Genomic DNA, 13,545 nt, shown 5'->3' on the forward strand with positions numbered 1-13,545 from the left:
GGCGAGGGTGAGCGACATGGCGGCGATGAGCGGGCTGGGCCTGGCCAAAGACGTGGTCCGTGAATTGGGAATGCTGGCACCGCGCACGGTGGCCGGCCTGCAGGAGTCGACCGGCTGGGCCCCGCTATCGGTACGCGGTGCGCGTCAGTTCGGCGAGGCGATGCTCGACGAGCTGGTGCTGAGCGCCTTTTCGCTGCTGGGCGGAAGCCCGGCTGCGATGCGGCCACTGGACGCTTGCACCGCGGCCGCGGAGGAGCTCTCCTCGCTGGGTATCGACCGGGCGCACGCCGACCCGAAGCCGTTGCGGGCGACCTCGATACGGAAGCGCAGCATCCCGGGTCTGGCGTATGAACGGATGGCCTTCGAGCACGACCCGGGGTTGCCGGCCACGCTGGAGGCCGATGGCCTGGGCGGCCCGGCACGGGCGGTGGTGCATCTGTGCCGGCACCGCGACGAGCCCAGGCCGTGGCTGGTCTGGGTGCACGGCGCCGGCCAGGGAGGCACCGAAGACCTGTTGTTGTCAGGGATCGGACGCATCCATCACAAGTTGGGTTTCAACGTCGCGCTCCCGGTGCAGCCCGGCCACGGGTGCCGGCGGCGCCAATGGCCGGTCTATCCCGACATGGATCCGCTGGGCAATGTGGCGGGCATGATGCGCGTGGTCTCCGAGGTGCGCGCGGTGGTGCGCTGGGTGCAGCCGCGAGCCACCGCCGTTGTGGTGGCAGGGATTTCGATGGGCAGTCCGGTGGCCGCGCTGGTTTCCCACTTGGAGAAGCAGGTCGACGCGGTCGCCCTCTACACGCCGATCCTGGGGCTCAACGCGATGATCGCGCGCCACCTGCAGCGGTGGGGCTCGTCACGCGAGGGATTCCGCGAATTGCTGGAATCGCCCGTGGTGACCCAGCTGACCTCTGTGATCGATCCGCTGGCGGTCACCCCGTCTCCGCCGCCGGATCGTCGGCTGATCGTCGGGGCGTGGCATGACCGGATGGCGATGCGCGAGCCCGCCGACGCGTTGCAGGAACTCTGGGACGGCCAACTGTACTGGTACGACGGCAGCCACGTCGGGCACATCTTCTCGCGGCGCGTGCAGCGGATCACCGACCGATTCCTGCGCGACGTGGCGGCGCGAAAAGCCGTGGTGCCCGACTGATGGCACCCACGTGGACCGCGCGAACGGTGGTCGAGCTCTACAACCTCGTCGTGTGGAACGAATGCAACATCGACCTGGCCGATGAACTGTTGGCCGACACCGTGATTCGGCATGAGGTCGGTGGTGTGCGCACGCTGACCCACGCCGAAGCGGTGCAGCGGGTGGTGGACATGTGGGAGCTGGCCGACTCGCTGCACTTCGACCTCAACATCGTCATCGAGGGCGACGATGGCGAGCACGTGGCGATCGTCTACGACTCGACCATCAAGACCAAGGATGGCACCGAGACGAACATCGCCAGCATCGAGGTGTTCCGCGTCGTCGATGGCAAGATAACCGAGGTTTGGAACTGCGGCTACCAGCAAGGGGTTTGGAATTGAGCGACCGAGCGCTTGATGAATTGGGCTTCTACCTGCTGGCCGGGGCCGGCGGTGAGGGCCCGGCAACATTGATGGACGAGGCCCGCCGCGGTGAGGAACTCGGCTTCGGCACCGGCTTCATCTCCGAGCGGTGGAACGTCAAAGAGGCGTCGTCTCTGGTCGGGGCGGCGTGTGCGGTGACCAACCGAATGCAAATCGCCACCGCCGCAACCAATCACAACACCCGTCATCCCCTGATCACCGGGTCGTGGGCGACCACGATGCATCGCCTGTCGGGCGGGCGATTCACTCTGGGCGTCGGCCGCGGCATCGCCGCGATCTACGGGGCCTTCGGCATCCCGGCGGTGACGACGGCGCAGATGGAGGACTGGGCGCAGGTCATGCGCCGGCTGTGGCACGGCGAGCTGATCTTCAACCACGACGGCCCGATGGGCAAGTACCCCATCCTGTTCCTCGATCCCGACTTCAACGAAGACATTCGGCTGGCGCTGGTGGCCTTCGGGCCCAACACGCTCGCGCTCGGCGGACGCGTGTTCGACGACGTCATCCTGCACACCTATTTCACCCCGGAGACCTTGCAGCGCAGCGTCAACACCGTGAAGTCGGCGGCGGAGAAGGCCGGCCGCGACCCGGACAGGGTGCGCGTGTGGTCGTGCTTCGCCACCGTCGGCGACCACCTACCCGAAGAACTGCGGCTGAAGAAGACCGTGGCGCGCCTGGCCACCTATCTGCAGGGCTACGGCGATCTACTGGTCAGCACCAACAACTGGGATCCCGCTGTGCTGCAACGGTTCCGCGAGGATCCGGTGGTCACCTCGATCGCGGGCGGGATCGATCACAAGGGCACGGCCGAGCAGATCGAGCACATCGCGACGCTGATTCCCGACGAATGGCTGGAACCCTCGGCCACCGGGTCGGCGCAGCAGTGCGTGGATCGCATCCGCAAGGAATTCGACTACGGGGCCGACGCCGTCATCATGCACGGCGCCACACCCGACGAGCTCGAGCCCGTCGTCGCCGCCTACCGCGCGACGGACCAGCTTTAGCCGGCCGGCGCGGCACTCACGGCATGATGACGGTCCGGCTCACCGGCTCGGCGGCGGCCTGCCTGCTGGACAGGCCACGCCTCAGCGAGGCGAGCAGGACATCGCGCGTCTCACGAGGATCGATGAGTTCGTCGAATCCCATGTGCTCGGCGGACCGGAAGGACGCCTGCAACTCGGCCTCACGCAACTTTGCGGTGACGTCCTCGCCGGCGTGAGTCGCCCGGCCCAGCGCGGCCGCGCTCATGGCACCCATCGTCGCGCCGGGGTAGGCGAAGGTCGCGGACTGGCTGTCGAAACCCAGCAGGGACATGACCATGGAGCCGAACCCGTAGGCCTTGCGCAGCGTCACATGCAGCTTCACCGTGGTGGCCGTGGTTTGGGCGGCGAACATCCGTGCGCCGGCGCGCAGCACACCGCTGCGCTCGGACCGGCTGCCGGGCAGCATGCCGGGATTGTCGGCGAGGAAGACGAGGGGCAGGTGGAACGAGTCGGCCACCATGATGAAGTGCGCCGCCTTGTCCGCGGCCGCGGCGTCGATGGAGCCGGCGAGCACCTGAGGCTGGTTGGCCACCACCGCGACCGGGTGACCACCGAGATGGGCCAGCGCGCAGATGATCGCCTTGCCGTACTGCGGCTGCACCTCGAACCAGTCGGGTCGGTCGAAGATCACGTCGAGCACGGCGCGCATGTCGTAAACGCGGCGGTTGTCGCGGGACACGATGTCGAGCAGCTCCGGCGTCGCACGTGGCTCGGTGTCCTCGTCCGGCGGCAACGATGCCGGGTACGACCATGCGCTCGGCGGAAAGTAGGACAGATAACGCCGGACATCGTCGAGGACGGACTCATCGTCCTCGGCGACATTGTGGATCACCCCGCTGGGCAACGCGACATCGGGCCCACCGAGGTCCTCCTTCGAAATGTCTTCTCCGGTGGACTCTTTGACGACGGGCGGCCCTGCGGTGAAGATCGCGCCCTGCCTGCTCATGATCCGGAAGTCGCAGACCGGGGCCACCAGCGCGCCGTGTCCGGCCGACGGCCCGAACACGGCGCCGACGGTCGGGACGCGGCCCGAGCACTGCGCCTGGGCCAGCAGGTCGGTGGGGGTGCGGCCGTAATGCCCGCCGCCGGGCCGAAAGCCGGCGCCTTCGAGCAGCATCACCAGCGGAATCTTGTCGCGCAGCGCCAGTTCGGCGATCCGGTACCGCTTGGAGTTGCCGCCGGGCCCGATGCTGCCCGCCATGGTGGTGAAGTCCTCAGCGCCCAGCATCACCGGTGAACCGTTGATCTCACCGGAGCCGACGACCAGTCCGTCGGCCGCGATCTCCCCGCCGACCAGGGTGCCGAGCTCGCGGAATGTGCCGGGGTCGAGGAGGTACTCGATTCGTGCGCGGGCGTCGAGCTTGCCCTTGTTGCGGTGCTTGTCGAGTCGCTCCGGCCCGCCCATGTCCCGCGCGTGCTGACGGCGCCGCTCGAGATCCTCGAGCGTTTCTCCCCAATCCTGGGCTTTCGGCATGCCTATGTCCTACCTCATGGAGATTCGTCGCGCGACCAGTTCTATGGTGGCGACCCGCTGCGCCCGGCTACGCCGCGCTTGCGATCACCACAGATTTGTAGGGTCACATACTGGATTGCTTACTGTAAAGTTACCCGCATGTCTGACGCCGCCTGTCCGGAGGTCGACGGGGCGTCCCAAATCGAGGAGTCTCAGCAGTGAGCGCAACGACGATGGACGAGGCCGCGAAGCTATTGACGGACCCGTTGGCCTACACCGACGAACGGCGGTTGCACGCGGCGCTGACGCACCTGCGCGCCAACGCCCCGGTGTCCTGGGTCGAGGTGCCGAACTACCGGCCGTTCTGGGCGATCACCAAGCACGCCGACATCATGGACATCGAGCGCGAGAACATGTTGTTCACCAACTGGCCGCGCCCGGTGCTGACCACCACCGAGGGCGACGAGATGCAGGCCGCCGCCGGCGTGCGTACGCTGATCCACCTGGATGATCCACAGCATCGGGTGGTGCGGGCGATCGGCTCGGATTGGTTCCGTCCAAAGGCGATGCGCGCGTTGAAGATGCGCGTCGACGAGCTGGCCAAGGTCTACGTCGACAAGATGCTGGCCGTCGGGCCCGAATGCGACTTCGTCCAGCAGGTCGCGGTGAACTACCCACTGTTCGTGATCATGTCGCTGCTGGGCATCCCGGAAGCCGACTTTCCTCGCATGCTCAAGCTCACCCAGGAGCTGTTCGGAAGCGAAGACAGCGAATTCCGGCGGGGTGATTCGAACGAGGATCAGCTGCCCGCGCTGCTCGACATGTTCCAGTACTTCAACGGCGTGACTGCCGCGCGGCGCGAGCACCCGACCGAGGACCTGGCCTCGGCGATCGCCAACGCCACCGTCGATGGCGAACCGCTGTCAGACATCGACACGGTGTCGTACTACCTGATCGTGGCCACCGCCGGTCATGACACCACCAGCGCGACCATTTCCGGCGGCCTGCAAGCGCTGATCGAGAATCCGGACCAGCTCGACCGCCTGCGCGCCAACCTCGACCTGATGCCGCTGGCGACCGAGGAGATGATCCGCTGGGTCACCCCGGTCAAGGAGTTCATGCGGACCGCCGCCGAGGACACCACCGTGCGTGGGGTGCCGATCGCCGCGGGGGATTCGGTGCTGCTGTCCTATGTTTCGGCCAACCGCGACGAGGAGGTCTTCGGCGATCCGTTCCGCTTCGACGTCGGGCGCGACCCCAACAAGCACCTGGCCTTCGGCTATGGCGTGCACTTCTGCATGGGTGCGGCGCTGGCCCGCATGGAGGTCAGCAGTTTCTTTTCCGAGCTGTTGCCGAGGCTCAAATCGATTGAGCTGACTGGAGATCCGGAGCTGATTGCCACCACCTTCGTCGGCGGTCTCAAGCACCTGCCGGTGCGCTACTCGCTGACCTGAGCGCGGCCGCGCCCTTCGGTCGGGGTCCTCGCTAAACTCCCCGTGGAGGTCGAGGCAATGGCGCGTAGGACGATTGTCATCACCGGTGCCAGCGACGGCATCGGCGCGGCGGCGGCCCGCCGGATCAGCCGGGGCGGCGACGACGTGGTGCTGGTGGGACGCTCGGAGAGCAAGACCGCGGCCGTGGCCGCGGAGCTCGATGCCGACTACTTCGTCGCCGACTTTGCCGACCTGTCCCAGGTGCGTGCCCTGGCGGACAAGATCCGGTCCGAGTACCCCCGCATCGACGTGCTGGCCAACAACGCCGGGGGAGTGTTCTCCAAGCCGCACCGGACGGCCGACGGCCACGAGATCACCCTTCAGGTCAACTACCTGGCGCCGTTCCTGCTCACCACGCAGCTGCTGGACGTGCTGATCGGTTCGCGGGCCACGATCGTCAATACGTCCAGTTCGTCGCAGCGGCTGCTGCGCAACGTCACGCTCGCCGACTTCGACGCAACCGACCGGCGGCGGCCCAGCACCGCCTATGCGTTGGCCAAGCTGGCAAACATCTTGTTCACCAAGGAGTTACATCGGCGCTTTTCCGCCGACGGCCTTGCGGTGGCGGTGGTCCACCCGGGCTTTGTCAACACCAACATCGGTCACTCGTCCGGTTCGCGGTTCCTGACCACCATGCAACGCACACCCGTCAGCCGAATGATCAAGACCGCCGATCACGGCGCCGATCAGCTGGTCTGGCTGGCGACCAGCGTGCCCGGTGTCGACTGGGCGACCGGCGAATATTACGCGAAAGGCAAAGTCGCCAAAGCCAATCGGGCCGCCAGCGATCCCGTCCTCGTGCGTGACTTGTGGGACCACACGATGGCCAAGCTCGGCTAGGCAAACCCGGGCGCGAATTCGCCCGCGGCGCTGAGCAGGCTCCGTCGGACACCGACCCGCCGCGGATAACCAGCTCAAAGTCGGCCATCGCCCGCCATCCTCTCGATACTCTGCAGTATCCAGTCGATACTGTCAAGTATGCTGTGGCCATGTCGCCCGTCAAGCCACACCGAACCCGCCCCACCCGTGGCGAGGTCCGTGACCGGATCCTGGACGCGGCGTCGAAGGTTTTCGCCGCCGAAGGGTTCGCCGGCGCCACCATCGACGCGATCGGCCAGGCCGCGGGCTTCACAAAAGGCGCGGTCTACTCGAACTTCGAATCCAAGGACGGACTGTTCCTCGCGCTGCTCGACCGGGAGTTCGAGCTGCGCGGCGAGCAGATCGCCACGGTGCTGGACAGCAGCGGCGGCGACACCGGCGCGGCCGCACGCGAATTGAGCCGGTCATGGCTCGACTCGGTTCGCGACCATTCCGACTTCTACGTGCTGTTCGTCGAATACTGGCTGCGCGCCCAGCGTGACCCCCAGCTGCGCGAGCGCCTCATCGAACGCCGCCGCGCGGCCGCCGCCGACCAGGCGGTGCACATCGTCAAATCGACCCCCTCCGTGGCGTCCGATCACGAGCTGGCCGACCTCGCCCAGCTCGTCGTCACGATCAACCTCGGCATCGCGATGGAAGAGGTCCTGCGTCCTGGGACCATCAACCCCGACCTGCTCGCGCAACTGATCACCGCGGTGCTGGAATCGGTCCCGGTTTCCGCCGATCAGGGAGAGCCTCACCATGGATACAAATGACGGGCCGCACGCTGCGGCGCCAATGATCACCGCGCGCGGTCTAGGCGTCGACGGCGAGCACGGCCCCCTCTTCTCGGATATCGATCTCGAGCTCCCGCCGGGTTTTCACGCGATTCGGATGCCCGGCGGACCAGGGCAGACCACGCTGCTGCTGACGCTCGCGGGACGTTTCAAGCCGAGCCACGGCACGCTGACCGTGCTCGGTCAAACAACCCCGCGCGCGATCCGCCGGCACTGCTCGATCGCGGCCTTCGAAGACATCGACGAGCTGGAGGAATCGGTGACCGTGGAGACCGTGCTCGCCGAGCAACGCCGATGGCTGGCGCCGTGGTACTCAGCTGTGCCGCTGCAAGCCGGCCAGGCCGAGCTGACCGAGGTGTTCGGCGAGATGACCCCGCCGTCGCACGACACGTACATCGTCGAATTGTCAGACCTGGAACTGTTTTTGCTGCGAATCACGCTGGCGTTGCTGTCGAACCGTCCGATCCTGGTGGTCGGCGACCTCGAGCAGGTTCGTGACAATTCCCGACGGGCGATCGCGGCCGACCGGCTGGGCGTGATCGCGAAGCAGCGCACCGTCGTCGTCGGGGTCACCAACCCGCTTGGCGCGGACGCACCCGCCCACGAACTTCACGATCACCGCATCCTGACTGGAGAGGACTGACGATGCTGGCTGGACTCGCCCTTGGCTCGGAGATCAAACGTTTCGGCCGCAGCCGATTGACGCGCGTGGCCATCGTCGTACTGATGCTGCTGCCCCTGGTGTATGGGGCGCTGTACCTGTGGGCGTTCTGGGATCCCTTCGGCCACACCAACAAGATGCCGGTGGCGCTGGTCAACTCCGACCGCGGCGCCGTCGTGTCCGGGCAGCAGTTCAACGCCGGCGCGGAGATCGCCAAGAGCCTGACCGCGGACGGCGGGCTGGAGTGGCACGTCGTGGACTTACCGGAGGCGCGCAACGGAGTCGACCACGGCAAGTACTACTTCATGGTCGAGTTGCCGCCGGACTTCAGCGCGGCGATCGCTTCGCCGGTGACCGGGCAACCCAAGAAGGCCAACCTGATCGCCGTCTATAACGACGCCAACAACTACATCTCCACGAGCATCGGTCGTACCGCGATCGGTCAGGTACTCAACGCCGTGTCCAGCCGGATCTCCGGACAGGCCGTCAATCAGATGCTGTCGGTAGTGGTTTCGTCGGGATCGGGAATCAAGCAGGCCGCGGACGGGGCCGCTCGACTCGATGATGGCGCCGGTCAGCTGGTGGCCGGTCTGGACACCGCGCGGTCCGGCTCGGCAACGCTTGCCGCTGGTGCCAAGCAACTTTCAGACGGAATCAACCAGGCCACCGACCCGCTGCTCGCGGTGACCAAGGCGGTGTCGCAAATCGGTGGCAGCACACAGCAACTGCAACAGGGCGCAACCGCACTTCAGCAGGCCAACGACCAGATCGGTGCCATCGCCGGGGCGCAGGATGCCGCCGCGAACTCGCTTTCGTCGGTGATCGATCAGCTCTCGGCACGACAGGATCCGCTGGCAAACAACCTGCGCGGCATCCAAGATCAGCTCCGGGGTCACCAGTTCACACCCCAGATCCGCCAGCAGCTCACCGACGCGCAGAACGCGGCGATCGCCATGACATCGGGGTTGCGTAACCCGGGCAGTCCGCTCGGGTCGGCGCTCGACCAGGTCGGCAGCAAGGGACAGGACCTGACGAACAAGCTCACCCAACTGCGTGACGGGGCCCAGCAAGTCGCCACCGGTAACGCCGAATTGGCCGGCGGCATCGCCAAGCTCGACGACGGCGCACGACAACTCAAGACGGGATCGGCCGAGCTGGCGACCAAACTCGCCGAGGGGGCCAAGCAAGTGCCCAACTGGACAACCCAGCAGAAGGAAGCGGTCGCCGACACCATCGGCGGTCCGGTGCAACTCGAGACTTCGCACGAGAACGCCGCGCCCAACTTCGGCACCGGGATGGCTCCGTTCTTTCTCACGCTCGCCTTGTTCTTCGGCGCCCTGGTGCTGTGGATGGTGCTGCGCCCCTTACAGACTCGCGCGATCGCCGCGGAGGTGCTTGCGCTCCGCGTGGTGCTCGCCAGCTACCTACCTGCCGCCGCGATCGCGGTATTCCAAGCCGTCATTCTCTACTGTGTGGTCCGGTTCGCCCTCGGTATGCACGCTGTGCACCCGGTGGCGATGCTGGGGTTCATGGTGCTGATTTCCGGCGCGTTCGTCGCCGCGACGCAGGCGATCAATGCGGTTGTCGGTCCAGCGGTGGGCCGGGTGCTGATCATGGCCCTGCTCATGTTGCAGCTCGTCAGTGCAGGCGGCATGTATCCCGTGGAAACCACGTCACGGCCATTCCAGGTCCTGCACCGCTTCGATCCGATGACCTATGGCGTCAACGGACTCCGGCAGCTGATACTCGGCGGCATCGATGCTCGGCTATGGCAGGCGATCATCGTGCTGGTTGGGATAACGGCTGTCGCACTGGCGATCTCCTGCCTGTCGGCGCGAAGAGACCGGCTCTGGAATCTCAGCAGGCTGATCCCCGCGATCAAGATGTAGGCAGAGCTGTCAGCCCACGCCGAAATCGATGATGCCGCGGACGATTTTCCCGTTGAGCAGGTCGTCGTAGGCGTCGTTGACCTCGTCGAGGCGATAGCGTTTGGTGATCATCTCGTCGAGCTGAAGCTGGCCCGTCTCGTAAAGCCTGGCCAGCCGGGAGATGTCCGCGTTCGGGTTGCACGAGCCGAATATGGTGCCCGCCAACGTCTTGTTCATCAGGATGAAGTCCTGCAGGTCGATCTTGACCGACCGGGTCAACTGCGAAGTCATGCCGGTGAGCACGCAGGTACCGCCCTTGCGGGTGAGCTTCACGGCGTCGCGGACGTCCTCCGGGGTGATCAACGAGGGCGAGACCACCACCGCGTCGGCCATCACCCCGTAGGTCAGGCCGCGCACCAGATCCAACGCCTCGTCGATCGTCGCCGCGCTGTGTGTCGCGCCGAACCGCAGCGCCGACTTCTGTTTGAAGTCAACCGGATCCACCGCGACGATCTGCGCGGCACCGTTGATGCGGGCCCCCTGGATCGCGCCCGTGCCGATCCCGCCGACGCCGATCACCACGACCGTGTCGCCGGCGCGCATGTTGGACCGGTTGGCGACGGAACCGTAACCGGTCGGGATGGCGCAGGACAGCAGAGCGCTCGGAGTCAGTGGCAGGTGTGGTTCGATCTTCACCAGTGAATTCGTCGACACCACAGTGTGTTCGGCGAATGCGCCGATCTTGGCGATGTGGCCAAGGCTGCGACCGTCGGCGGTGTGGTGGCGGAACGTGCCGTCCGTCGGCATCCCCGGGATCATGGTGCCGATGCCGACATCGCACAGGTACTCGATTCCGCTGGCGCACCAACGGCATTGGCCGCACACGGCCACGAACGACATCACCACGTGGTCACCCGGCTCGAAGTCGGTGACACCCGGGCCGACCTCACGCACGATGCCCGAGCCCTCGTGACCGCCGATCGTCGGGAACATGGTCGGCAGCCCCATCGATCGCATCACCTCGTTGGGCGCCGACATGTCGCCTTTGAGGATATGGTCGTCGGAGTGGCACAAACCGGCCGCCGCCATCTGCACCAGGACCTCACCGGCCTTGGGGGGATCGAGCTCGAATTCCTCGACGGACCACGGCCCGCCGACGTCGTGCAGGATCGCTGCGTGGCTTCTCATGCGGCGGGGGCGAACGTCACCGGAAGCTTGTTCGGCGACCGGAAGGTGAGCCCGACGATCTTGGATTCCTCGCCAGTTCCGTCGTCGGGCACGAACGCGAGATTTTCGACGCGGTCCAACAGGCTGTTCAACATGACCCGGGTCTCGAGTCGGGCCAGGTGCATGCCGAGGCACATGTGGATACCGCCGGCGAAGGCGATGTGGGATTGGCGCGGCCGGCGGATGTCGAACGTATTGGGATCGGTCCAGCGGCTCTCGTCACGGTTGGCCGAGCCCATACACATGTCGATCTGGGCCTCGGCCGGGATTGCCTTGCCGCCGATTTCGACCGCTTCGGTCGTGGTCCGCATGACCGTGGTCAGCGGCGTTTCGAACCGCAGGCCCTCCTCGATCGCCATCGGTATCAGTGACCGGTCCTGGTTGACCATCGCGAGCTGTTCGGGGTGGGTCAGCAGCAGGTAGAGCAGGTTGCCCGATGAGCGATAGGTGGTCTCCAGGCCGGCCGGGAGCAGCAGCCGCAGGAAGGAGATGATGGCCTCGTCGGTGAGTTTCTCACCATCGATCTCGGCGGCGACCAGGTCGCCGATGATGTCGTCGGTGAGCTTGCGCCTGCGCCGCTCGACCTGTTTGAGGAAATAATCGTAGAGCTCCGTAGCGGCGTTCAATCCCGCTTCGATGTCGGTCGGGATCGAGATCAGGTCGAGGGACAGCCGCCGGAAGAAGTCCAGGTCCTCAGCGGGCAGACCGAGCAGCGTCGAGATGATCCGGGTGGGAAATTCGAAAGTCACCGCCTTCACCAGATCGGCATGACCGTCGTTCTTGATCTCGTCGACCAGTCGATCGCAGACCGGCCCGATGACCGACGGTTCCCAGCGTTCCAGCGCGGTCGCGCGGAACGCCTTGGCCACCAGGTTGCGGTGATCGTGGTGTTCCCGGCCGCCCATCGCCAGGATGGTGTGTCCCATCACCAGCCCGATCGTCTTGTCATAGGCGGCCGACGTGAAGATCCGGTCGTCCCGAAAGGCTTGGGACACACCGTCGTAATCGAACAGGACCCACTCGTCACTGGGTCGCAGCTCTTCCGGCAACTGGGAGTTGTCGTTCAGGGAACCATGCCACACCGGGTCGGTGTGCCGCATATGTTGAAAGAACGGGTAGGGGCTGGTTTCACCGGTGAGATCGAGTGAGGGTACGACGGGCTGACCGTTTGGGCCAGTGCTGAGCGTCATCGGCGCTCCTCCTCAAACAACGGATAAGGCGGTTTACGCGGACCGGATGACGAGTGCCCGCGAAATCCACGGCGGGTGTACCGAGCGGAAAATAGCTATCATAGTATAGATAGCAACGAAGCCCAATGGCTGCTGCTCGCCCGGCGGACCGGCGACCCTCCGCGGCGTGCCGAAGGCCCATTCGATATGGCCCCATCTCTACCGCGGCGCCGGTCCGCCGGGGCCGTTCCGCGGCGCCGAGCACCTGGTGTGTCACCGCCTAAAAGCGCAGGTCTACCTTGAAGGTGGTTTACGGTAAGGCTGACCTTCCGGGACCGCCGATGAGCCCGCACGACGAGCCCCCAAAACGAGTTGATATGACACAGACGAACCTTGCCCGGCCGCACGGCCTCAGCCGCATCGATCCGGTGCTGCGCGATGCCGCCGTGGAGTTGGGCGCCTTCGAATTCCGCGCCGAGACACTGCAGGCCGAGCGGGAACACGCCAACCTGCTGGCCGCGCAACGCGCCGCAGCGGCCGATACTTCTGGCGTCGCCATCGATTCACGATCCATCGCCGGTCCGGACGGCCAGCAGCTGGGCCTGCGTTTGTACCGCGGCCGCACCGAATCCCCCGCGCCGCTGGTTGTGTACGCGCATGGCGGCGGGTTTGTCACCGGGAACCTGGAGACCGACCACGCGCACTGCGTGGAGCTGGCCCGTGACGGCGGCTGCCTGGTGGTGTCGGTCGACTACCGGCTGGCCCCCGAAAACGCGTGCCCGGCGGCGCTCGACGATGTCGAGGCGGCCTTCCGTTACGCCGTCGAGAACAGCGCGGAGCTGGACGCCGACGCAAGCCGCGTCGCGGTAATGGGCCGCGATGCGGGCGCGGCGCTGGTCGCGGGTCTGACCCAGCGCATGTTCGACCAGGAGGGGCCGGCGATCCTGATGCAGATCCTGCACCAGCCGATGCTCGATTCCGATGCCACGCCGTCGCGTCGGGAATTCCAGCGCACCCCGGGTCTCAACGGTCCGGCCGTGAGCCGGGCATGGAACCACTATCTCGGCGACGCCCGCGCCAACGGTCAGCACGTCCCCGCCCACCGGGCCAATCTCGAAGGGCTGCCGCCCACATTCGTCAGCTGCTCCGAGATCGATCCGTGCCGGGACGAGGCCATCGACTACGCCAACCGGCTGTTGCACGCGTACGTCCATACCGAATTGCACGTGATCGCCGCGACCTTCAACGGCTTCGACTCGATGGTCCCCGATTGGGTTGTTTCCCAGGAGAATCGGGCGCTGCACGCGCAGGCGGTGCGCCGCGTGTTCGCCATGTAGCGCAACCGTGTGCGAGTGACCCCGCCGGCCGTCTCGACTTAGCTGCTGGTCCCCGCTTTTACCG

At 66.2% G+C, this 13,545-nt stretch carries 12 protein-coding genes; 9 read left to right on the forward strand and 3 right to left on the reverse strand.

Annotation, left to right across the window (positions count from 1 at the left end; translation table 11 throughout):
• Positions 1-16: 16 nt before the first annotated feature.
• The 3 genes from A5732_RS25360 to A5732_RS25370 are packed head-to-tail and all read left to right on the forward strand — an operon-like array spanning position 17 to position 2,579.
• The gene (locus tag A5732_RS25360; protein WP_076103614.1) at positions 17-1,153 is read left to right on the forward strand and encodes a PHB depolymerase family esterase; all 1,137 of its coding nucleotides are present in this window, start codon (positions 17-19) and stop codon (positions 1,151-1,153) included.
• Positions 1,153-1,533 (forward strand): nuclear transport factor 2 family protein, encoded by a 381-nt coding sequence (locus tag A5732_RS25365; protein WP_064952343.1) that lies wholly within the window; start codon positions 1,153-1,155, stop codon positions 1,531-1,533. Before A5732_RS25360 ends, A5732_RS25365 begins: the two co-directional genes overlap by 1 nt.
• The gene (locus A5732_RS25370) at positions 1,530-2,579 is read left to right on the forward strand and encodes a TIGR03857 family LLM class F420-dependent oxidoreductase (RefSeq protein ID WP_170880002.1); all 1,050 of its coding nucleotides are present in this window, start codon (positions 1,530-1,532) and stop codon (positions 2,577-2,579) included. The genes A5732_RS25365 and A5732_RS25370 overlap by 4 nt, the downstream gene beginning before the upstream one ends.
• A 16-nt stretch (positions 2,580-2,595) precedes the next feature.
• On the opposite strand, the gene A5732_RS25375 is transcribed toward A5732_RS25370, so the two are convergent.
• On the reverse strand, positions 2,596-4,092 hold the full coding sequence (locus A5732_RS25375; RefSeq protein WP_076052297.1) for an acyl-CoA carboxylase subunit beta: 1,497 nt from the start codon (positions 4,090-4,092) through the stop codon (positions 2,596-2,598).
• 212 nt (positions 4,093-4,304) lie between these two features.
• Here A5732_RS25375 and A5732_RS25380 point away from each other — a divergent pair, with 212 nt between their 5' ends.
• The 5 genes from A5732_RS25380 to A5732_RS25400 all read left to right on the forward strand — a co-directional run bounded on the left by A5732_RS25380 (position 4,305) and on the right by A5732_RS25400 (position 9,769).
• Positions 4,305-5,525, forward strand: a complete 1,221-nt coding sequence (locus tag A5732_RS25380) for a cytochrome P450 (protein WP_076052296.1) — start codon at positions 4,305-4,307, stop codon at positions 5,523-5,525.
• A gap of 57 nt (positions 5,526-5,582) precedes the next feature.
• Positions 5,583-6,404 (forward strand): SDR family NAD(P)-dependent oxidoreductase, encoded by an 822-nt coding sequence (locus A5732_RS25385; protein WP_076103653.1) that lies wholly within the window; start codon positions 5,583-5,585, stop codon positions 6,402-6,404.
• Positions 6,405-6,553: 149 nt separating this feature from the next.
• Positions 6,554-7,198, forward strand: coding sequence for a TetR/AcrR family transcriptional regulator (locus A5732_RS25390; RefSeq protein ID WP_076103616.1), 645 nt, complete (start codon positions 6,554-6,556; stop codon positions 7,196-7,198).
• Positions 7,185-7,862 carry a hypothetical protein gene (locus tag A5732_RS25395; RefSeq protein WP_076052294.1) on the forward strand — a complete coding sequence of 226 codons (678 nt, stop codon included), beginning with the start codon at positions 7,185-7,187 and terminating at the stop codon, positions 7,860-7,862. The genes A5732_RS25390 and A5732_RS25395 overlap by 14 nt, the downstream gene beginning before the upstream one ends.
• Before the next feature lie 2 nt (positions 7,863-7,864).
• The gene (locus tag A5732_RS25400) at positions 7,865-9,769 is read left to right on the forward strand and encodes a YhgE/Pip domain-containing protein (protein WP_076103617.1); all 1,905 of its coding nucleotides are present in this window, start codon (positions 7,865-7,867) and stop codon (positions 9,767-9,769) included.
• 9 nt (positions 9,770-9,778) lie between these two features.
• Here the strand turns inward: A5732_RS25400 and A5732_RS25405 are convergent, their stop codons facing one another.
• Complete coding sequence (locus A5732_RS25405) at positions 9,779-10,936, reverse strand: Zn-dependent alcohol dehydrogenase (protein WP_076052292.1); 1,158 nt, start codon at positions 10,934-10,936, stop codon at positions 9,779-9,781.
• Entirely contained in the window at positions 10,933-12,165 is a 1,233-nt protein-coding gene (locus tag A5732_RS25410; protein ID WP_076103618.1) for a cytochrome P450, read from the reverse strand. Before A5732_RS25410 ends, A5732_RS25405 begins: the two co-directional genes overlap by 4 nt.
• 356 nt (positions 12,166-12,521) lie before the next feature.
• Here A5732_RS25410 and A5732_RS25415 point away from each other — a divergent pair, with 356 nt between their 5' ends.
• Positions 12,522-13,481, forward strand: a complete 960-nt coding sequence (locus A5732_RS25415) for an alpha/beta hydrolase (protein WP_076052290.1) — start codon at positions 12,522-12,524, stop codon at positions 13,479-13,481.
• The last annotated feature ends 64 nt before the right edge of the window (positions 13,482-13,545 follow it).

Origin of the sequence: Mycobacterium colombiense, assembly GCF_001953985.1 — a bacterium.
Lineage (GTDB): Bacteria > Actinomycetota > Actinomycetes > Mycobacteriales > Mycobacteriaceae > Mycobacterium > Mycobacterium colombiense_B.

Excerpts from the sequence above, each read along its gene's own strand:
- A5732_RS25360 (WP_076103614.1), top strand. The coding sequence starts at position 17 with ATGGCGGCGATGAGCGGGCTGGGCCTGGCCAAAGACGTGGTCCGTGAA.
- A5732_RS25365 (WP_064952343.1), top strand. The coding sequence starts at position 1,153 with ATGGCACCCACGTGGACCGCGCGAACGGTGGTCGAGCTCTACAACCTC.
- A5732_RS25375 (WP_076052297.1), bottom strand. The coding sequence starts at position 4,092 with ATGCCGAAAGCCCAGGATTGGGGAGAAACGCTCGAGGATCTCGAGCGG.
- A5732_RS25380 (WP_076052296.1), top strand. The coding sequence starts at position 4,305 with ATGGACGAGGCCGCGAAGCTATTGACGGACCCGTTGGCCTACACCGAC.
- A5732_RS25385 (WP_076103653.1), top strand. The coding sequence starts at position 5,583 with ATGGCGCGTAGGACGATTGTCATCACCGGTGCCAGCGACGGCATCGGC.
- A5732_RS25390 (WP_076103616.1), top strand. The coding sequence starts at position 6,554 with ATGTCGCCCGTCAAGCCACACCGAACCCGCCCCACCCGTGGCGAGGTC.
- A5732_RS25395 (WP_076052294.1), top strand. The coding sequence starts at position 7,185 with ATGGATACAAATGACGGGCCGCACGCTGCGGCGCCAATGATCACCGCG.
- A5732_RS25400 (WP_076103617.1), top strand. The coding sequence starts at position 7,865 with ATGCTGGCTGGACTCGCCCTTGGCTCGGAGATCAAACGTTTCGGCCGC.
- A5732_RS25405 (WP_076052292.1), bottom strand. The coding sequence starts at position 10,936 with ATGAGAAGCCACGCAGCGATCCTGCACGACGTCGGCGGGCCGTGGTCC.
- A5732_RS25410 (WP_076103618.1), bottom strand. The coding sequence starts at position 12,165 with ATGACGCTCAGCACTGGCCCAAACGGTCAGCCCGTCGTACCCTCACTC.
- A5732_RS25415 (WP_076052290.1), top strand. The coding sequence starts at position 12,522 with ATGACACAGACGAACCTTGCCCGGCCGCACGGCCTCAGCCGCATCGAT.